This window comes from Acidimangrovimonas sediminis, from assembly GCF_002871005.1.
Taxonomy (GTDB): Bacteria; Pseudomonadota; Alphaproteobacteria; order Rhodobacterales; family Rhodobacteraceae; genus Acidimangrovimonas; species Acidimangrovimonas sediminis.
Genome location: NZ_PHSN01000031.1, coordinates 28,263 through 48,480 on the forward strand (window position 1 = coordinate 28,263; position 20,218 = coordinate 48,480).

At 66.2% G+C, this 20,218-nt stretch carries 19 protein-coding genes; 9 read left to right on the top strand and 10 right to left on the bottom strand.

Going from position 1 to position 20,218, the window contains the following annotated elements:
- Positions 1-3 precede the first annotated feature (3 nt).
- A complete protein-coding gene (locus tag CVV76_RS21635; protein WP_102226765.1) occupies positions 4-732 on the top strand; it encodes an SDR family oxidoreductase in 729 nt (242 codons plus the stop codon).
- 153 nt (positions 733-885) lie between these two features.
- Here CVV76_RS21635 and CVV76_RS21640 read toward each other — a convergent pair whose 3' ends face one another.
- The 8 genes from CVV76_RS21640 to CVV76_RS21670 form a co-directional block, all read right to left on the bottom strand.
- Entirely contained in the window at positions 886-1,773 is an 888-nt protein-coding gene (locus tag CVV76_RS21640) for a polysaccharide deacetylase family protein (protein ID WP_146010345.1), read from the bottom strand.
- Complete coding sequence (locus CVV76_RS24770) at positions 1,770-2,195, bottom strand: nuclear transport factor 2 family protein (protein WP_146010346.1); 426 nt, start codon at positions 2,193-2,195, stop codon at positions 1,770-1,772. The genes CVV76_RS21640 and CVV76_RS24770 overlap by 4 nt, the downstream gene beginning before the upstream one ends.
- Positions 2,196-2,209: 14 nt before the next feature.
- Entirely contained in the window at positions 2,210-2,869 is a 660-nt protein-coding gene (locus tag CVV76_RS21645; protein ID WP_102226767.1) for an aspartate/glutamate racemase family protein, read from the bottom strand.
- Positions 2,870-2,872: 3 nt separating this feature from the next.
- Positions 2,873-3,772, bottom strand: a complete 900-nt coding sequence (locus CVV76_RS21650) for an ABC transporter permease (protein WP_102226768.1) — start codon at positions 3,770-3,772, stop codon at positions 2,873-2,875.
- 2 nt (positions 3,773-3,774) lie between these two features.
- Positions 3,775-4,653 (bottom strand): ABC transporter permease, encoded by an 879-nt coding sequence (locus tag CVV76_RS21655; protein ID WP_102226769.1) that lies wholly within the window; start codon positions 4,651-4,653, stop codon positions 3,775-3,777.
- 116 nt (positions 4,654-4,769) lie between these two features.
- On the bottom strand, positions 4,770-6,053 hold the full coding sequence (locus tag CVV76_RS21660; protein ID WP_102226770.1) for an ABC transporter substrate-binding protein: 1,284 nt from the start codon (positions 6,051-6,053) through the stop codon (positions 4,770-4,772).
- Between the two features lie 51 nt (positions 6,054-6,104).
- Positions 6,105-7,088, bottom strand: coding sequence for an ABC transporter ATP-binding protein (locus tag CVV76_RS21665; RefSeq protein ID WP_102226771.1), 984 nt, complete (start codon positions 7,086-7,088; stop codon positions 6,105-6,107).
- Between the two features lie 164 nt (positions 7,089-7,252).
- Positions 7,253-8,317 carry an alpha/beta fold hydrolase gene (locus tag CVV76_RS21670; RefSeq protein ID WP_102226772.1) on the bottom strand — a complete coding sequence of 355 codons (1,065 nt, stop codon included), beginning with the start codon at positions 8,315-8,317 and terminating at the stop codon, positions 7,253-7,255.
- A 146-nt stretch (positions 8,318-8,463) separates the two neighbouring features.
- On the opposite strand from CVV76_RS21670, the gene CVV76_RS21675 reads away from it, so the two are divergent.
- The 8 genes from CVV76_RS21675 to CVV76_RS21710 all read left to right on the top strand — a co-directional run bounded on the left by CVV76_RS21675 (position 8,464) and on the right by CVV76_RS21710 (position 17,143).
- The gene (locus CVV76_RS21675) at positions 8,464-9,090 is read left to right on the top strand and encodes a TetR/AcrR family transcriptional regulator (RefSeq protein WP_102226773.1); all 627 of its coding nucleotides are present in this window, start codon (positions 8,464-8,466) and stop codon (positions 9,088-9,090) included.
- Positions 9,091-9,185: 95 nt separating this feature from the next.
- On the top strand, positions 9,186-10,427 hold the full coding sequence (locus tag CVV76_RS21680) for a GTP-binding protein (protein WP_102226774.1): 1,242 nt from the start codon (positions 9,186-9,188) through the stop codon (positions 10,425-10,427).
- Positions 10,424-10,714: a DUF6525 family protein gene (locus tag CVV76_RS21685; RefSeq protein ID WP_102226775.1), complete on the top strand. Its 291-nt coding sequence runs from the start codon at positions 10,424-10,426 to the stop codon at positions 10,712-10,714. Before CVV76_RS21680 ends, CVV76_RS21685 begins: the two co-directional genes overlap by 4 nt.
- Positions 10,715-11,110: 396 nt before the next feature.
- Positions 11,111-12,676 carry an ABC transporter substrate-binding protein gene (locus CVV76_RS21690; RefSeq protein WP_102226776.1) on the top strand — a complete coding sequence of 522 codons (1,566 nt, stop codon included), beginning with the start codon at positions 11,111-11,113 and terminating at the stop codon, positions 12,674-12,676.
- Between the two features lie 94 nt (positions 12,677-12,770).
- Entirely contained in the window at positions 12,771-13,802 is a 1,032-nt protein-coding gene (locus CVV76_RS21695) for an ABC transporter permease (RefSeq protein ID WP_102226777.1), read from the top strand.
- Positions 13,799-14,761 (top strand): ABC transporter permease, encoded by a 963-nt coding sequence (locus CVV76_RS21700; RefSeq protein ID WP_102226778.1) that lies wholly within the window; start codon positions 13,799-13,801, stop codon positions 14,759-14,761. Before CVV76_RS21695 ends, CVV76_RS21700 begins: the two co-directional genes overlap by 4 nt.
- The gene (locus CVV76_RS21705) at positions 14,758-15,819 is read left to right on the top strand and encodes an ABC transporter ATP-binding protein (RefSeq protein ID WP_102226793.1); all 1,062 of its coding nucleotides are present in this window, start codon (positions 14,758-14,760) and stop codon (positions 15,817-15,819) included. Before CVV76_RS21700 ends, CVV76_RS21705 begins: the two co-directional genes overlap by 4 nt.
- Positions 15,803-17,143, top strand: coding sequence for an ABC transporter ATP-binding protein (locus CVV76_RS21710; RefSeq protein WP_199178677.1), 1,341 nt, complete (start codon positions 15,803-15,805; stop codon positions 17,141-17,143). Before CVV76_RS21705 ends, CVV76_RS21710 begins: the two co-directional genes overlap by 17 nt.
- Positions 17,144-18,245: 1,102 nt before the next feature.
- Here the strand turns inward: CVV76_RS21710 and CVV76_RS21715 are convergent.
- Positions 18,246-19,658 (bottom strand): purine-cytosine permease family protein, encoded by a 1,413-nt coding sequence (locus tag CVV76_RS21715; protein ID WP_102226780.1) that lies wholly within the window; start codon positions 19,656-19,658, stop codon positions 18,246-18,248.
- Positions 19,659-19,867: 209 nt separating this feature from the next.
- The gene (locus CVV76_RS21720) at positions 19,868-20,212 is read right to left on the bottom strand and encodes an EthD domain-containing protein (RefSeq protein WP_102226781.1); all 345 of its coding nucleotides are present in this window, start codon (positions 20,210-20,212) and stop codon (positions 19,868-19,870) included.
- Between the last annotated feature and the right edge of the window lie 6 nt (positions 20,213-20,218).

The following is a 20,218-nucleotide window of genomic DNA, read 5'->3' on the forward strand; positions in this document are numbered from 1 at the left end:
CAGATGTCGGAACGCGAGCTGAAGGGAAAGACGGTGCTGCTGACGGCGGCGGCGCAGGGTATCGGACGGGCCAGCGCCGAGGCCTTCGTGGCCGCCGGCGCGCGGGTGATCGCGACGGATGTGAACGCGGGGGGGCTTGCCGGGCTCGAAGGCTGCGAGACGGCGCCGCTCGACGTGCTGGACGGGGCGGCGGTGGCGGCCTTCTGCGCCGAGGTGGGCCCGGTGGACGTGCTGTTCAACGTGGCCGGCGTCGTCCATGGCGGCACGATCCTCGAGGCCACCGAGGACGAGATGGATTTCGCCTTCGACCTGAACGTGAAGGCGATGATGCGGATGATCCGGGGTGTGCTGCCGGGGATGGCCGAGCGCGGCGCGGGCTGCATCCTGAACATGTCATCGGTCGCCTCGTCGGTGAAGGGGGTGCCCAATCGTTTCGTCTATTCCGCGACCAAGGCGGCGGTGCTGGGGCTGACCAAGTCGGTGGCCGCCGATTTCGTGGGGCAGGGGATCCGCTGCAACGCGATCTGCCCGGGCACGGTGCAATCGCCCTCGCTCGACCAGCGGCTGTCGGCCACGGGTGACTACGATGCCGCCCGCGCGGCCTTCATCGCGCGCCAGCCGATGGGGCGCATCGCCGAGGCCTCGGAAATCGCCGACCTTGCCGTCTACCTGGCCCACGCGACCTATACCACCGGGCAGGCGCATTGCATCGACGGCGGCTGGACGATCTGAGGGCGCAGGGCAGAGCGGAGGGCAGCGCCCGACCCGCGGGTGGGCGCTGGCGTGTCGGTTGTGGTTCGCGCCTGATCGTTTCACGCCCCTTCGGCGTTCGTATGCGCTGTGGTTGGTAGTCGCGGGGCCGGTCGCCCCGGGCTGTGCCATGCCTCAACCCGGGAACAGCTCCGGCCGGGCGTGGCAGAATTTGCTAATCTCGCCGGCCGTCGTGAACCAGACCTTCTCGCGCGCGCCCAGCATGTGTTCCACCGCCGCACGGAAGCGGCGCAGGCGGAACGGCTGGCCCAGGATGTAGGGATGCAGCGCGATGCCCATCACCAGCGGCTGGCGCGCGGATTGCTCCAGCATCTCGTCGAAGCTGTCGGTGATCATCTGGGCGAACTCTTCGGACGAGCCCCGCCGCGCCGCAATCGCCGGGATGTCGTTGAGCTCCTGCGGATAGGGCACCGACAGGATACGCCCGCAGCGGGTCGTCATCCACACCGGCTGGTCGTCCATGCACCAGTTCATCGTGTAGGTATATCCCGCCTCGGCCAGCAGGTCGGGCGTCACCGCGCTTTCGGCGATCCAGGGGCTCAGCCAGCCCTCGGGCGCGCGGCCCTCGGCGGCGGTGATCGCCGCCGTGGCTTCCTCGATCAGCGCACGTTCCTCGGCCTCTGGCAGAATGCTCTGGCGTTCGGAATTGCTCCGGCCATGGCCCGCCACCTCGTCGCCGCGGGCGCGGAAGGCCGCCATCAGCTCGGGCGCGTAATCGTACATCGCCGAATTCGCCAGCACCGTGACCGGCAAATCGAAGCTGTCGAACAGCTCCAGCATCCGCCAGGCGCCGACCCGGTTGCCCCAGTCGCGCCAGGCGTAGTTGAGGACGTCGGGCTGCGGCCCGCCCGGCGCAAGCTCCGCCCCCAGCCCCTCGCCAAAGGCGAAATGTTCGAGGTTGAGGCCAAAGTAGACCGCCAGCCGCTTGCCCTCCGGCCAGTCGTAATCGGGGCGGCCGGTGATCGGGCTGTAGCCGTAGCGGCCATGATCGCGAAGGCTCACAACGGGGCCTCCGCGAGGCCCGCGCGGTCCAGCAGGATCTCGGCGCTGTCGTTCCAGACGTTGGTCTCGACGATCAGCCCGTCGCGCACGGTGAAGATGTCGATATAGCGGTTGGTCTCGAAGGCGGTGCCGTCGGGCCATTCGCCGTAGAGATAGCCGGTGTTGTAGACCCGGACATCGCCGCTGATCGGGTCGAGGGCGGCATCGGTCCGCAGGAAGCGCTTTTTCACCCAGGTGTAGCGCTTCGCGTTGAAGGCCGCGCTTTCGGCGGGCGAGGTGAAGCGGCGCCCCCCGGTGAAGGTGAGGGTGAAGCCCGGTGCGACATGGCGCGCGGCGGCCTCCGGGTCGGGGATCATCGAAAGCTCCAGGTAGCGTTCCACCACCTCGCGGGCGGTGGCGAGCGGGTCGTCTTGCGGGGTCATGGGGTGTCCTTTGCTCAGGCGGCGGAAAAGCCTACGGCGGCACGGGCAAGATAGGCCGCGGCGGCGACGCCGTCGATCAGGCGGATGCCGGTGCGGGCGGCGAGGTCGGGGGCCAGCGCCGACATGCCGGCGCAGCCCAGCACCACGGCCTGGGCGCGATCCTCGTCACGCGCAAGCGCGATCTCCTCGGCAATGCGGGCGCGTGCGGGCTCAAGGCCTTCGTCGATCTCCAGCACCGGCAGGTTCGCCGCCCGGACCGAGGCGCAGGCGCCCGCAAAGCCCTGCTCGCGGATGTTGCTCTCGATCACCGGGATCGACGGATAGGTCGAGGTCACGACGGAGAAGCGCAGACCCAGCAGAGCCGCCATGAGGTACGACGCCTGTCCGATCCCCAAGACCGGGCAGCCCGCCATCGCCTGGGCCTCGGCCAGGCCCGTGTCGTCGAAACAGGCGATGACGATGGCCTCGGCGCCGGTGGCGCGGGCCTCGGGGATCCGGGCCAGAAGGCCCGGCACCGCGGCGGCGCCATCAGCGGCGCCCTGGATCGCGGGTGGGCCGTCGGTGTTGGTCATGCCGGTGATGGTGGCATCGGGAAGGGCCGCGCGGGCCACCGCCACCACGCTGTCGGTCATCGCCCGGGTGGAGTTTGGGTTGATGAAGGTGATGCGGGTCATCGGCTAGACGCCCTTGCCCGCGTCCGATCCGTGGCGGCGGCGCCTACGCTGCACGATCGTCACGACGGTCAGCACGGTGCCGATCACGGTGAGCGAGATCGCCGTGGTCACCGTGCCGAGCGCGTAGATCGCGGGGGTCGTCACGGTGGTGGTCAGCGCGCGGAGCGTGATCGGAAGGGTGTTGTCGGCACCCATCGCCTGGCTCGACCTTGCGATCTCGTCCCAGGACAGGGTGAAGCCGAAGAGGGCGACCCCCGCGATGGCGGGCGCGATGATCGGCAGGACGACGTGGCGGAAGGCCTGCCACGGCGTCGCGCCCAGGTCGCGGGCGGCCTCCTCGAAGGCGGGGTTGAAGCGGTTGAAGACGGCGAACATGATCAGCAGGCCGAACGGAAAGGTCCAGCTGAGGTGGGCGCCGAGGCCCGAGGTGAAGAGGCCCATGGTCGTGGTGAAGTTGTCCCAGATCCATTCGATGGAATAGGCGTCGCCAAGCGCCTTGACCCCGTCGTCGGCGATGCGGAATTCCAGCGCGATCCCCAGCGAGACGACGATGGAGGGCACGATGAGGCTGGCGATCGCGGTGTAGAACAGAAGCGTCGCGCCGCGGAAGTTGCGCCGGAAAGCCAGCCCCGCCATGACCGAGGCGACGACCGTCAGGATCGTCACGACGATCCCAAGCTTCAGCGAATTCCACAGCGCCCCCCCGATGTCGACCACGCCGATCCCCTGGAAGAGCTGGCGGAACCAGTGCAGCGAGACGCCCCGCATCGGGAAGGTCAGGCCCCCCTGCGGCCCCTGGAACGACAGGATCAGGATGGTGATCGTGGGCCCGTAGAGGAACACGACGAACAGCGCGAAGAACAGCGCGAGGGCGAAGAAGGCGGGAGAGCGGCGCTCGTGCATCGTCAGAGCTCCTTGCGGATGTCGACCAGCCGGCTCAGCGCCCAGATCAGGACGAGGACGGTGGCCAGAAGCACCACGGCATTGGCGGCGGCCAGCGGGAATTGCAGGAAGTTGGTCTGCACCTGAATCACCTTCCCGACGGAGGCGATCTGTTGCCCGCCCATGATGCCGATGGTGATGTAATCGCCCATCACCACGGTGATGACGAAGATCGACCCGATGGCGATGCCGGGCTTGCACAGCGGGATCAGCACGTTCCACAGCGTCTGCCAGGCGGAGGCGCCGGCGTCATGCGCGGCCTCGATCAGCGATTTGTCGATGCGCGCCATGGAGTTGAGGATCGGAATGATCATGAACACGGTGTTGAGGTGGACGAAGGCCAGCAGCACCGAGAAATGCGAATAGAGCAGCCATTCGATCGGGTGGCTCGTCAGCCCCACGTCCTGAAGCCCCTGGTTGATCAGACCGTTGCGCCCCAGAAGCGGGATCCACGAGATCATGCGGATCACGTTCGAGGTCCAGAACGGGATGGTGCACAGGAGGGCGAGGACCACCTGCATGGTGGTCGTGCGCACCTCGAACACCAGGAAATAGGCGATGGTGAACCCGATCGCGAGGGTCAGCGCCCAAACCTCGGCGCAGAAGATCAGCGTCTGGAGGTAGGTCGAAAAGGTCGTGCAGAGGCTGGGAAGCTGGGTGAAGCAGCCCGAGAAGATGTCGGTGTAATTCGAGAAGATGAAGGCGGGGCTGATGGAATACTGCGTGTATTTCCAGAAGCTTACGATAAGGATCACCCCCAGCGGCACGGCGAAGAACAACAGGAACACAAGCGCCATCGGCGCCGCCTGCCAGTAGGAGGTCTTGGTGGAGCTCTTTGCCATGGCCGTTCTTTCGCCGGGAAGGTCTTGCAGGGTTTGGGGAGGGCCGCCCCGCACGCATGGGGGCGGCCCTCCGGTTCAGGCGAGCCTGAGCCCGCGCATGGAACGGAAGACGGGCCTCAGGCCGCGATGAACTCGTTCCACTTCTTCACCATGTACTCGTTCTGATCCATGACCGAGTTCCAGCAGGCGACATGGCCCATCCGGTCGACGTAGGAGCCGCCGTCGCGCACCGCGCCCGCCTTCTCGATCAGCGTGCCGTCGGGGGCGTGGATGTCCTGCGCGGCGGGCTTGCCTTCCATCCAGAAATCCCACTCGTAGGGCTTCATGTATTCCTTGGCGGTGTCGAGAACGGCCGAGTAATACCCCTGGCGGTTCAGGTAGGCGCCGGCCCAGCCCGAGAGGAACCAGTTCACGAATTCATAGGCCGCGTCGATCTTCTTGCCGCGGGTGGTGCGCGGCAGGCCAAAGCCCGAGGCCCAGCCGCGATAGCCTTCGGCCAGGCCGGGGTAGGCGCATTTGATGCCCTTGGAACGGACGGCGGTGACGGCGGGCGACCACATCGACTGCAGCACCACCTCGCCCGAGGCCATCAGGTTGACGCTTTCGTTGAAGTCGGTCCAGAAGGCGCGGAACTGGCCGGCCTTCTTGGCCTTGATCAGGGTCTCGATCGTGAAGTCGATCTCTTCCTTGGTCTGGTTGCCCTTGTCCTTGTACTTCATCAGCCCGGCGGATTCGATCGCCATGGCCGCGTCCATGATGCCGATCGAGGGGACGTTGATCAGCGCGGTCTTGCCCTTCAGCTCCGGATCGAGAAGCGCCTTCCAGTGTTCCACCTTGTGGCCGATCAGGTCGGGGCGCATGCCCAGCGTATCGGCGTTGTAGGTGGTGGGGATCAGGGTGATCCACTCCGTCGGTTCCTTGGCGAAGGACTTGGAATGCTCGCCCTCGAGGTAGAACACCTTGGCGGGCGCGGTGCCCTGCATGCCGATCTTCTTGCCGTCGACCTCACCCTTGGTGATGACGGTCGCCAGCTTGTCGGAATACTTGATCTTCTTGGCATCCATGCCGATCAGGTTGCCCGAGGGGACCAGGTTCGGCAGCGAGAAATATTCGCTGTCCACCATGTCGAAGGAGTTCGGCTGCGTGATGATGCGCTTGGCCACCTCGTCGGTGGTGACGGGGATGTACTCGATGGTGATTCCGGTGTCTTCCTTGCACTTCTTGGCAATCTCGGCCGACTGGTTCACCGCGGTGCCGAGGTAGCGCAGCGTCACGCCCGATTCCGCGTGGACGGCGGGGGCGCCCAGGATCTGCGCGCCGGCCAGCGTGGCGCCGGCGGCCGCGGTTCCCTTCAGGAACGTGCGGCGATCCACCGATTTGCCGTTGAGACGATAGGACATGGTTACTCTCCTCTGTTGTTCTTTGCGAGTTCTTGCAGGGTCCGGGGCGGGTCAGCCTTCCAGCGCGTGCACGTCGGCCTCGGACCAGGCGACGTTCGCGGTTTCGCCGATCTCGAAGGGCCGGCTGAAGAAATCCCGCTCGGGCAGGACGACGGTCAGTTCCTCGTCGGCCGGGGTCTTGAGGATGATCTGCACGGTGGTGCCCTGGTACTCGATCCCGAAGACGGAGGCAGCGATGCCCTCCGTCCCCTCGCGGCTGAGCTGCATCCGGTCGCTGCGGATCGCCAAGGCGCGGCCGTCTTGGCGGACGACGTTGTGACCGCCAAGGAAACGGGCGACGAATTCGGTCCGGGGCGTGTTGAACAGCTCGCGCGGCGGGCCTGATTGCTCGATCACCGCGTTGTTCATCACGATCACCTCGTCGGCCAGTGCCAGCGCCTCGTCCTGGCCGTGGGTGACGTGGATGAAGGTGATGCCCAGCTCCCGCTGAAGGCGCTTCAGCTCGGTCCGCATGCGGATCCGCAGGAACGGATCGAGCGCCGAGAGCGGCTCGTCCAGCAGAAGGACCCTGGGTTCGGTGATCAGCGCGCGGGCGAGCGCGACCCGCTGCTGCTGCCCGCCCGAAAGCTGGTTGGGAAGCCGCGCGGCGTAACGGCCCATGTCCACGAGATCCAGAAGCTCGTCGGCGCGGGCGTGCCGCTGCGCCTTGCCGACGCCCTTCATCTTGAGAGAGAAGGCCACGTTGTCGCGCACGCTCAGATGCGGGAACAGGGCGTAGCTCTGGAACATCATGGCGGTGCCGCGGCCCGCCGGCGGCAGGTTGGAGATATCCGCCTTGTCCAGCAGGATGGCGCCTTCGCTGACCGATTCATGCCCGGCGATCATCCGCAGGGTCGACGACTTGCCACAGCCCGAGGGCCCGAGAAGGCAGACATAGGTCCCCGCGGCGATCAGGTGGTTGAGATCGCGCACGGCGACGGTGTCGCCGTAACGTTTCGTCAGGCGAAAAAGCTCTAGATCAGTCCCCGTGCGCATCCTGTCCCCGCGTCCGTATCGAGTTGCAGACTGTCGCGGGAACCGCCGTCACCGGAAGAAAATTGCCCAGAAAGGCGGCAAAAGCCTCTACCTGCCTATTGTTCGGGCGATCCTCCGGCCTCATGCCCAAAAAATGAGAGACGGTGAGGGGGCGGGCGGGGTGCCTACTTTGCGCCGAAGGCCGTGTTCACCGCGGAGAGGAAGACCCCCGGTTTGTCGAGGTTGACGACATGCGTCGCGTTCACCTTGAGGTAGGTCCCGTGCCGGAGCAGCGACATCGCCCGCTTCGCCTGCACCGTGCTCATCGCCGCGTCGAGCGTGCCGTCCTTGAGGTATTTCACGTCGGCCTGCATCAGCAGCACGGGGCAGCGGATCCGGGCCAACGCGGCGGCCTGGTCGAACCCCTTGTTCCATGTCCCGTCGTAGAAGGCCGCGCCGAATCGCGGGTCGTACTCGCTCAGGCCCCGCACCAGCATCCGCACCGTGGGGTTGGGCAGCAGACCCAGCTCCACCGGCTGCCCTGGGTGACGGCTCTGGTAGATCCCGACAGCCTTGCTCAGCAGGAAGGGCGTGCCGGGACCTATGTTGTTGCGAAAGAAAGGGGCGTTCCGGTGGATCCAGTAGCGCAGGAAGTCCTTGGGATGGTCCTTCAGCGCGGTGGCGCTGGTGCGGAAGGCGCGGTAGGCCACCGTCTTCTTGATCGCGGGATATTCCGAGGCGAAGAGCGGCGGATCCTCCAGCAGGGCCGCGCGGATCAGCCCGGGCCGGTTCGCCGCGAGCCAGACCGCAAGCAAACCGCCCGAGGAATTGCCGCTGATGTAGACCGGTTTGCCGATCTTGCGCTGGATGAACAGGCCAAGATCCTTGCCGATCCGGTTGGCGTTCATCGGATAATCGGGCGCCGTGCGGGTCGCGCCGTGTCCCGGATAATCGATGTCGAAGACGTGGTAGGATTTGGCCAGCGCGGGCAGCACCCGGTAATAGCTGAACCAGTCGAGGAACTGGGCGTGCAGCAGGACCAGCGGCGGCCCGTTGTCGGGCCCCTCGGCATAGCTGAAGCTGACTCCGTCGATCGTCGCGCGTTTCAGCGTATACCCGGCGGCCGAGACCCTGGCGTGGTCGCCACGGGGCGTAGCGCCTGCCAGAGGGGCGGTGCCGAGGCTTGCCACCGCGGCCAGCGCGGCCGGGAGCAACCGCAAGCGGCGTGTCAGGGGGTGTTTGCGCGTCATGTGGGCTCCGATCTTGCTTGCTTGTCTGCCGGTCCGGCGGCGCCTAGTCTGACCCGGGCAAGGTCGGGGCGTCCGCGGGCCTTTCCAGCAATTAGGCCGACGCAGCCCCGATCCACTCGCATTCCCGACCGACGAGAGGCGCTCCGGTGAAATCCGACGAACCCGATGATCTGCTTCGGAAAAAGCCGGTTCAGGACCGGTCGCGCCAGACCATGGAGACGATCCTTCAGGCGGCGGCTCAGATTTTGCGCGGCGGGGAGCGGCTGACCACCGAGGCGCTGGCGCGGCGGGCGGGCTATTCGGTCGGCACACTCTACCAGTACTTTCCCAGCCGCGAGGCGGTTGTGCTGTCGCTGATCGAGCGTCAGCGCGCCGAGGTGAACCGCCGGCTGAAGCAGATCGCCGCCGCCCCGGCCGAGGCCGACCCGCGGATCAAGACCCGGCTGGTGGTGGCCGAGCTGTGCCGCGCCTTTCGCCTGCACCACGGCACTGACCGCCGCCATCTGCGCGCGCTGCTGCGGGCGACGGTGGAGCGCGGATTGCCCGAGCCGGGCCCGGTGATCCCCGAGGTTCTGATCGCTATCTGGTCGGAAGCTGCGGGGCCGGGCACGGCGCCACCCGAGTTGTCGCAGACCGAGCGCGCGGTACTTGCCCGCGCGGTGATCGAGCCGCTGCGTCAGGCGGCGCTCAGTCCGGCGCCGGAGATCGCCGAACCCGCGTTCGAGGCGGCGCTGGTGCGGCTGATCAGCGGCTTCATGACGGAACGTGGATGACATCTGCCGAACCGGCGGGGTCTCCTGTCCCAGCCTGCTTGAACTTCGTGGCAGAATTAGTAATGTTATGACATTACATTAATCTGCGAGGCCTCATGTCACCGAATTCCATCCTCACCGGCGCGCCGTCTTCGGGGAAGTTCCGGCTGCCCGTCACGATCCTTTCGGGCTTTCTCGGCGCCGGCAAGACGACGCTTCTGAACGAGATCCTCAATAACCGCGAGGGCCGGCGCGTCGCCGTCATCGTCAACGACATGTCCGAGGTGAATATCGACGCCGACCTCGTGCGCGAGGGCGGGGCCGGCCTGTCGATGCAGGAGGAACGGCTGGTCGAGATGACCAACGGTTGCATCTGCTGCACCCTCCGCGAGGACCTGCTGACCGAAGTGCGGCGGCTGGCCGAGGAGGATCGCTTCGATTACCTGCTGATCGAATCCACCGGTATCGCGGAGCCGCTGCCGGTCGCCGCGACCTTCGAATTCCGTGACGAGCTGGGCCGGTCGCTGTCGGATATCGCGCGGCTCGACACCATGGTGACGGTGGTGGATGCCGCGAACCTGCTGAAGGACTTCTCCAGCCACGACTTTCTGACCGACCGGGGCGAGAGCCTGGGGGCGGCGGACGAGCGGACGCTGGTCGACCTGCTCGTCGACCAGATCGAGTTCGCGGATGTCGTGGTGCTGAACAAGGTATCGGCGGCGGGGGGCGACCGCCTAGATGCGGCGCGCAAGATCGTCACCGCGTTGAATCCCGACGCACGCCTGATCGAGACCGATTACGCCCGCGTCGCGCCGGGGGATATCCTCGACACCGGGCTTTTCGATTTCGACACCGCGCATGAGCACCCGCTTTGGGCGAAGGAGCTTTACGGTTTTGCCGACCACGTGCCGGAGACCGAGGAATACGGTGTCTCGTCCTTCGTCTACCGGGCCCGCAAGCCCTTCGACCCGGCCCGCATCCATGCGGTGCTGAACGGCGACTTGCCCGGGGTGATCCGTGCCAAGGGGCATTTCTGGATCGCCACGCGGCCCGACTGGCTGGCCGAGTTCTCGCTGGCCGGGGCGCTCAGTTCGGTGCGGCCGATGGGCAAGTGGTGGGCGACGGTGCCCGAGGATCGCCGCCCCGACCACCCGACGGCGCGCGCCTATCTGGCACGACACTGGCAGGAGCCTTGGGGGGACCGGCGGCAGGAGATCGTGTTCATCGGTTCCGGGCTGGATCGCGGGGCGATCACCGCGGCGCTGGATGCCGCATTGGTGAACGAGGCCGAGGACGCAAGGGCGCGCAAGCTGCCCGATCCGTTCCCGATCTGGCGCGAGGCGCCGGTCCCGGCATGAAGCGGGCGGGCAGGGGCGCAGGTTCCGGCGCCAATCTGGGGTCTGCCCGGGTGCGCAAGCGCCGCCGTTCGGCCGATCCCATGGCCGAATATGATCGGCTTCCGGCACCGCTGCGGCAATGGCTGGCGGGGGCGGTGCTGCCATGGTCGGCCCGCTCGGCCGCCCGCGCCTGGAACGCGGCGCTTGGCCGGGTGGGCGGCGACCCGGCGCGTGCGCGCGATGTGCTGACCGAGATCGAGGCCCGCCAGCTTTCGCGCACCCCGCACCGGCCGGCCATCGCCGGATAGCCGGTGCCTCCCTGATCGACGCGCGGCCGGGAAGCAGGGCCCGGTACGAAGGTGCCGGGCCTTCTTCGTCGGCGGGCCTTCCGGGGCCCGTCCGGGGGTTCGCATCTGGGCCGCCAATCGGGACGCGGGCACTTTTCTTACGGTGCCGCAGATGGCATCGAGCGGCCGCGGCGCGCCGCCGCTAACTGGTGCGTCTTCCGTTCGGGGCGGGGAGGGGAGGCCGTCGCTCCGCAACGTCAGGTTGCGGCGATACTGCTTAAGGTGGTCAAACAGTCGTGATCGCGGTGGCGGCGCTCTTGAGCGTGCGGCGGCTTGACGCAGCGAGGGCCTGCGTCTCTCCTCGCCGTTCATGCCGCACGAGACCGAAAACCGACAGAACGGCAGGGAGATATTTTCATGACCAGAGACCGGACACCTCTCAAACTGATGACGGCGGCCTGTGCCCTGTCGGCATTTGCCGCGCTGGGGCTGCCCGGTGCCGCCTCGGCCGCGTCGAAGAAGGACACGCTGATCGACGGCACCACCGATACCGTCACCGCGCTCGACCCCGCGGGGCAATACGATTACGGCTCGGATACCGCCGACCGCGAGATCTTCCAGCACCTGATGGGCCTGCCCGCGGGCGGCGGCACCCCGGTGCCGGAACTGGCGACCAAATGCTCGGCCGACGACAGCCAGACCACCTGGACCTGCGAGTTGCGCAAGGGCGTGAAATTCTCCAACGGCGACGATTTCACCTCGGAGGACGTCAAGTTCTCCTTCGACCGGGTGGTGAAGATCCACGACGCCTCGGGGATCTGGGGCCTTCTGGCGAACATGAAGGAGGTCGCCACCGACGGGCCGGACAAGGTGGTCTTCCACCTCAAGAACCCACAGTCGACCTGGCCCTACATCCTGGCCACCAGCGCGGGCTACATCGTCGACCACAAGGTCTATCCGGCCGACAAGCTCCAGCCCTCGACCTCGCCGCAGGTGGGCACCGGGCCCTACAAGTTGGTGAAATACGTTCCCAGCCAGATCGCCGTCTACAAGGCGCGGGAGGATTTCTGGGGCACCAAGCCGAAGATCCCGAACCTGATCATCAACTACTTCGCCAAGTCCTCGACCATGAAGCTCGCGCTGCAGAAGGGCGAGATCGACATGGCATTCCGCAGCTTCTCGCCGACCGAGTTGACCTCGCTCCAGGGGGCGAAGGGCATCAAGGTGCACAAGGGGCCGGGCGTCTCGATCCGTTACCTGACGCTCGACACCAAGCGCGCGCCGACCAACAAGCTGGCGGTGCGTCAGGCTCTGGCCTACCTGATGCCGCGCGAGGCGATCGCCAAGCAGGTCTATCACGGTTTCGTCCAGCCGCTCTATTCCATGGTGCCGGCGGGCCTGCCGGGGCATGAGGATGCCTTCGCCAAGATGTACGGCAAGACGCCGGACAAGGCGAAGGCGGCGGAGGTGCTGAAGAAGGCCGGGATCAAGACGCCGGTCGACCTGACGATCTGGTGGACACCCAGCCACTACGGCGCCGCCTCGGCCGAGGAATTCACCCAGATCCAGCGTGCGATGAACGCCTCGGGCCTGTTCAAGATCACGCTGAAATCGGCGGAATGGGCGACCTATTCCAAGACGCTCGGCACCCAGTACGACGCGTTCCAGCTGGGCTGGTTCCCCGACTATCCGGATGCCGAAAACTACCTGACGCCATTCTACGAGTCGGATTCGAACTTCACCTCGAACGGCTATGACAGCAAGGACATGGATGCGATCCTGACCAAGGAGAAGGGCGCCAAGACCGACGAGGAGCGGATGAAATACGTCAAGGAGGCGCAGGATCTGGCCGCCAAGGACGTGCCGATCATCCCGTACTTCCAGCAGGCCATGGTCGCCGTCGCGCGCGACAACGTGCACGGCATCGACAAGACGCTGGATACCACGTTCCTGATGCGCTTCTGGATGCTCAGCAAATCCTGATCGCGATGGTGCGGTTGCGGCCCCCGGCATGCCCCTTCGCGGGGTCTCCGGGGGCCGTTTCCTTCGCGGCAAGAACAAGACCTAAGGAGTAGGCATGGCTGGCGGAGGTTCCTCCCTCAAGTCCTATCTGTTGGTGCGGACGCTTCTGGTGATCCCCACCATCTTCATTCTTCTGACCCTCGTCTTCGTGTTGATGCGGGTGGCCCCGGGCAACCCGGTTTCGGCGGCGCTGGGGGGCCACGTGCCGCAGGCGGTGATTCAGGAGATCAGCCACCGGCTGGGCTATGACCGGCCGCTCTACCAGCAGTTCGGCAGCTACCTGTGGAACCTTGCGCATGGCGATTTCGGCGCGACCATCACCGACAAGCGGCAGGTGAGCGACATCATCCTCGTCAACGGCGCGGCGACGCTGGAGCTGACGCTTGCCGCCGCGATCGTGGCGCTTGCGGTGGGCATTCCCATCGGCCTGATCGCCGGGCGTTTCCGCGACCGTCCGATCGACGCGGCCAGCCGGATCTTCGGCATCATCATGTACGCCATGCCGGTCTTCGTGCTGGGGCTTCTGGCGCAGATCGTCTTTGGCTCGTGGCTGGGCTGGCTGCCGATCTCGGACCAGGCAAGCCCGATGACCTCGGCGCTGATGACGACGCATACCAACCTGCTGCTGGTGGATGCCGTGATTGACGGCGACTGGGACAGCTTCTGGGACGTGCTGCAACATCTCGTCCTTCCGGCGGGGACGCTGGGCCTCGTCTTCGCGGGGGTCTTCGTACGGCTTGTCCGGATCAACGTGATCCGCACGCTCAAGGACGATTACATCGAGGCCGCCCGTGCGCGCGGCATCCGCGAACAGGCCGTGGTCTACCGCCACGCCTTCCGCAACGCGCTGGTGCCGGTGATCACCGTCATCGGGCTGGAGATCGCCCTTCTGATGGGCGGCGCCGTGCTGACCGAGACCACCTTCAACTGGCCGGGGATCGGCCACGCGCTCTATACCTATCTGCAGAACCGCGATTACGCGGCGGTGCAGGGGATCGTCATCGTCTTCGGGCTGGTCGTGGTCTTCGCGAGCCTGCTGGTCGACATCCTGAGCGCCCTGATCGACCCGAGGATGCGCTACCAATGACTGACAGCCCCCACACGCCCGTCCCCAAGCCCCAGCGGTTTCCCGCGTTGCGCCGGATCTTCCAGCCGGTGGCCGAGACCCGGGGCTTCGCCCGGTTCATGCTGTGGACAGGGGCGGTTCTGACCGGCCTGTTCATCCTGATGGCGATCTTCGCGCCGTGGCTGTCGCCCTATGCCTTCGATCAATACCAGTTGGCGGGGGTGGCGTTTCCCCAGACCGCGCCGCCGTCGGCCCTGCACCCCCTGGGCACCAACGTGCAGTCGACCGACGTGCTGGCTCAGATCCTGTGGGGGGCGCGGACCGAACTTCTGGTCGTGGCGCTGGCGCTGATCCTCGCGCTTGCCATCGGCGTTCCGCTGGGCCTGATCGCGGGTTATTTCGGCGGCTGGTTCGACCGGATCATGGTACTGGTGATGGATGCGATGTTCGCCATCCCGTCGCTTCTGCTGGCCCTCGTGATCGCGTTCCTGCTGGGATCTTCCATCGCCTCGGGCATCGTTGTGGCGGCCGCCGCGATCACCATCGTCTACGTGCCGCAATATTTCCGGGTGCTGAGGAACCACGTCACATCGGTGCGCGAGGAATCCTATGTCGAGGCCGCCCGCGCCATCGGCGCGCCACCCTCGACGATCCTGACGAAATACATCTTCTTCAACGTGATCCAGGCGATCCCGGTGCTGGCCACCCTGAACGCCGCCGACGCGATCCTGACGCTGACGGGCCTTGGCTTCCTGGGCTACGGCGTGCAGCCGACGCAGGGCGCCGAATGGGGCTATGACGTCTCGCGCGCCGTGGGCGATGCGGCCTCGGGCATCTGGTGGACGACGCTCTTTCCGGGGCTGGCCATCGTCCTTCTTGTGACCGGGCTCACGCTTCTGGGCGAGGGGCTGAACGAGACGATCAACCCGGTCCTGCGCCAGCGCGCGGCGACCCGCGTTAACATGGAGGACGAGGCATGAGCGAGACCTCCGCAAACGCCGCGACCCCTGCCGACGCCGAAGATCCCATTCTCACGGTGCGCGATCTGCGCGTCTTCTACGGCACGCCACGGGGGGCCGCCCGCGCGGTCGACCGCGTGTCCCTGACCATTCGGCCTGGCGAAACGCTGGGCGTCGTGGGCGAAAGCGGCTCGGGCAAGTCCACGCTGGGCCGTGGCATCCTCAGGCTTCTGCCTGAGGGCACGGGTGTCGATGGCGAGGTGCTCTACAAGGGGCAGAATCTTGTGAAGATGACCCCGGATCAACTGCGCCGCATGCGCGGGCCGGAGCTGGGCCTGATCTTCCAGGAGCCGATGACGCGCCTCAACCCGCTCCTGCGCATTCAGGAGCATTTCGAGGAGGCGCTGAAGCAGCACCACCCCGAGCTGAAGCGTGACGAGCTGCGCAGGCGTGCGCTGGCCGCGCTGGGGCGCACGGGCATTCCGCCGACCCGCTACCGCCAGTATCCGCACGAATTCTCGGGCGGGATGCGGCAGCGGATCATGATCGCGCTGGCGCTGGTGCTGAACCCCACGCTGCTGATCGCCGACGAACCCACCACCGCGCTCGACGTGATCGTAGAGGCGCAGATCATCCGGCTGCTCGCGGATCTGAAGAAGACCACGGGTACGGCGGTCATGCTGATCACCCACAACCTCGGCATCGTCGCCGAGGCCTGTGACCGGGTGGCCGTGATGTACGGCGGCAAGATCGTGGAGGAGGGGGATGCGCGCTCCGTCTTCGCGGATCCACAGCACCCCTATACGCAGGCCCTCCTGCGCTCGACCATCTCGCTCGAGACGACGGAACTGCACACCATTCCCGGCGCGCCTCCCAGCCTGATCAACCCGCCGCAGGGGTGCCTTTTCAGCCCGCGCTGCGGGCACGCGATGAAGGTCTGCGCCCGGAAGGCCCCGGCCGAGCAGCGGCTGGAGGATGGCCGCCGTGTCGAATGCTGGCTGCATTGCCCGGGTGCCATCCCGGCGGGCGAGGAGGCCCCCCTTGAACGACAGGAGATCACAGTTGCAGACGAAGCCTGACACTGCACCCGACGCTCCGGCCCCCGATGTGCCTCTCGTCTCGGTCAGGAATCTCAAGACCTGGTTCGAGATCCGTGGCGGCGTGCTCGACCGCATGCTGGGCCGCGACGCCGGCACGGTGAAGGCGGTCGACGACGTGACCTTCGACCTCGCCCGCGGCGAGGTGCTGGGGCTGGTGGGTGAAAGCGGCTCCGGCAAGTCGACGCTGGGGCGCAGCCTTCTGGGCCTCGTCCATGCCACCGGCGGCAGCGCCTCCTTCGAGGGGCAGGAGGTCGTGGGCCTTGACGAGCCTGCGCTGCGCAAGCTTCGGTCGCGGATGCAGATGGTCTTTCAGGATCCCCACGCCGCGCTGAACCCCGCCATGACCATCGCGCAATCGGTCGGCCACCCGCTGACGATCCACGGCCGCCTGAAGGGCCGCGACGAGATCCGCGCCCATGTGGCGAAGACGCTGGAGCGTGTAGGGCTTTCGCCCGCCGATACCTACATGGACAAGTACCCCGGCGACCTGTCGGGCGGGCAGAAGCAGCGCGCGGTGATCGCGCGGGCGATCGTGCTGGACCCTGTGCTTCTGGTGGCGGACGAGCCGGTGTCGATGCTCGACATGTCAGTGCGCTCCAAGATCCTGAAGCTGATGATCGACCTGAAGGACCAGCTGGGACTGACCTACCTCTACATCACGCACGACCTGGCCTCGGCCAAGTTCTTCTGCGACCGGATCGCGATCCTCTACCTCGGCAAGATCGTCGAGATCGGCGAGGCGCGCGCGCTCTATGCCGGGCCGAAGCACCCCTATACCGAGGCGTTGCTGGGCGCGATCCCGGATCCCGATCCGACGCGGACGATCCCGCGCAACCTGCCGCGGGGCGAGATCCCGGATGCCGCGAAACCGCCGCGGGGCTGCGCCTTCCACCCGCGCTGTCCGCGCGCCTTCGCCCCCTGCGGCTGGGAGCTGCGCGACCTCACCCCCGTGCTCGAGGCCCGCTGGGCCGGGATGGAGGAACAGGCCCACCTCGCCGAGCGCGCGCTGATCGGCGAGATCCCGGCCGAAGTGATGGAGGGCACCACCGCGCGGCTGCCGGCGGCGACACCGGGCGGCGGGGCGGACCTTCTGGCGATGCTGGAACGGATCCGGTCCGAGGACCCGGCCGAGCCCTTCTGGACCGGCATCAAGGAGATGCGGGCCGAGGCCGATCACGTGGCGATGGAGTTCCACCCCGCCCTGACCCCGCGGCTGTACGCCGAAGGCACGACCGCCGCGGCCTGCCACCTGCTCGACCCCGGCCTGACCCACCCCCGCGCGGCGGCTGCGCCAGTCCTCTGAGCCGCAGCGGCCTCCGCCGCCGGTGGGGCGAGAGGGCCGATCGGCCCCGGGTAGATTGTGCGCCGGCCTGACGCGCCCGGCGCGAATGCGACGGGCGGTGCCATACCATTCCGCGCGTGTGTTTGATTGTATCGGCAGTGTGGTGGCCGCGGGAGATCGGGAGAAGCGCCAAGGGGCGGAGTTAAGCAAGCGTTTTGGGCCCCGGTGCCGATCGTCAAGATCAGCACCACCCAACAGCGTGGACCAGCGTAGCTGGTTGCTATGGCCGAATTGCAGGCCGTTGATTGCGGATAAACATTCGCCGCGGCACAGTCTTGAGGGAACAGCCCGGAGGCAGGAACTTCTGGAGTTGTCCAACTGCTTCCCCGCGTTGCGCAACGCGGGGTCTCTACCTTTCGGGTGGGGTAGCTATTCGAAATCCTTGGGGATTTTTGGCTCCGGCGGTAGGGATCGGAGCTATCTTGGCTTCAGTCTTAAGCTGTTGAAGTCGTTAAGGCTTTTCTGCGTGGTTCCGTGGTTGTTGCCACAGTCGGATGTCCCGACGATAGATGTTCGAATTCGAAGCTACAAGGCTTTTTCGGTAGTCCGCTCACGCTAACAAGCCGATAAATGGCTCGGCTTGACAGAAGGGTTGGCCTGGCCGAATTCACCAAGTGTTCTAAGCTTGTCTTGAGGCTTGAAATTGCACTATGGGCGGTTTCCGGAAGTTCGCCGCACGTGCGAACCCGCCTGAGCTCCACCGAGGAAGCGGACATTCCGCCAAGCCTGCCTCGCCAGAATCGAGGTGCTCGGCACTGAGGGCGGGAAGCGCATTTGCGGCGGCGCCGCAAGACAACTGAAGCATCAGGTATAAGCGGCGTATGCCCCCTCGAACCGTCGCAGCCCATTTAGCAGGGTGCTGAAAAAGGTCTGAGGAGCGCGCCTCTCGCCTCGCTCGTCAGACCCCGGTGCGCCACCTTTTCACCAGATCGCCGAGAGACCGTGACAATTGACGCGCTTTCGCGTCGAAACGGCGGCACTCGGAGTATTTCAGCACCCTGTTAGGAATGAAGGGATGCCCGGATTGCGGTCCGGGCATCCTTTCTCATTCGGCGTCGGCGCTTCAGGCGTGGCCGAAGGTGTTGAGCGCAGCCTCGCGGACCTTTTGCATCTCGGTGGCAAGATCGACCCTGCGGGCAAGGACGGCATAGACGATTGAGGAGACCAGCAGCCCGGCGATGAACGACACATCGACCCCGTGCATGCTTGCCGCGAGCGGCCCGGTGTAGATGGCCGAGCTGAAGAACGGGATCATCGCGACGAAGCCGATGGCGTAGCTCGCAATGCCGATGCCGCCCCACGCGCCGTACATTCCGCCGTCCGGGCGCATGATGTCCGTGATGGAGTAGCGCCCGCGCCGTACGAGGTAATAGTCGGTCAGGTTCACCGCAGTCCACGGGATCAGGACGTAGCCGAGAATGGCGAGGTAGGCACCGAAGGTGTTCAGCGTGTCCTGAGACATGGCCAGCGAGCAGGCGAGCGCGAGGATCATGCCGATGGAGATCGACACGGTGCGCAGCCAGAGAGTGGGGCGGAGCGGGCGGAAGGCCTCAAGGCCCGAGATCAGCGCAAGGGTTCCGCTGTACGCGGTGATCGAGATGGTGATCAGGCAGCTCAATGCCGCGACCACCATGGTGAAGGCCCCGAGCCCATAGCCGAAGCTATCCCCAAGCTGGCGCACCGCGGCGATGGTGTCGAGGTCCGGGAAGGCGGCAGTTACGAAGGCGCCGATGCCCTCCAACCAGACCGCCGAAAGCGTGGTGCCGAAGAAGACCGAAGCCGAGACTTTGGCGCCGCTGGTCTTTGCCGGAAGGTAGCGGGTGTAGTCCGACACCAGCGGTGCGATGGCGAGCTGGTAGATCGCGGACACGCCGAACTGCAGGAAGAAGGCATGGGTGCTGAAGCCGCCCTGCTGGAACAACGCATCGATCGGCAGCACGGTGACGACGGCGATGCTCAGCAGCGCGAAGTTGAGCAGGGTGAGCCAGGACGCGAACTTCTCGACCTTCATCACCAGCCGGAACCCGACGATCGCGATGATCCCCGCCACGGCGGCGATGATGACTTGGAGCAGCGTGAAGGAGCCGATCCCGGTCACGTCGCTCACCGCGTAGGACGCGGTCTGGATCAGAAAGACCGCGAAGCCGAAGGGAGAGAGGGTGGCGGCAAGGATCGGCAGCAGCACCCCGCGGGAGCCGAATTGCACGCGCGACTGGATCATCTGGGGCAGGCCCATGACCGGACCCTGCGCGCCGTGGAAGGCTTGGAACAATGTGCCCACCAGAGAGCCGGTGAGGATCGCGACCAGAGCCCAGCCGAGCGACAGACCGGTCGCGACACCGACGGCGCCCGTGTAGATCGTGAGGATCTGGGCGTTGATCATGAACCAGAGTTGCACTTGAGAGCGGACGTTGCCGTGCCTTTCTTCTTCCGGAACATAGTCGAAGGATCGTGTTTCAAGCAGTGGTTCGGACATTCCTGTCTCCCTGACGAGGCCTTGTGGCGTGCTTCTTGGTGTCGGGCCGCAGCTGCCCGGATGACGCCAGAATGCTCGGAAAGCCGCAGGGAAACTTGGACTCCGCGGCCAGAGAGTCGCTCAGGTCGGCCAAGAAAAGGCAGGGGAATGCGAAACGCGCCCGGCCTTGGAAGGCGGGCGCGTCACGAAGGTTGGGGCGGCTGGCGGGATCAGCCGAACATGAACACCGTGCGGCGATTGGTCGGCAGCGCGACCATCGTGTCGAAGTCGATGAAGGCGGCACTGTCCTCGATCACTTCCGGCATGCCCCAGCACTCTTCTGCTTGGGCTTCGGTCTCGAAACTGTAGACGGAGAGGGCGTCATAGGCCGGGCCATCCTCGGCCAGATAGCGGCCTTCCTTCTGGGCAGTAACCGGGAAGTGCTCATAGGCCAGAAGCCCTTTGTCCTTGATCAGCTCGACCATGCGCGGGCCGTGGCGGTCGCGGTAATAGGCAAGGAAGTCTTCCAGCGACATGCCGGGCTTGCGCTTCATGATGAAAGCGACGGTGTACATGGCGAT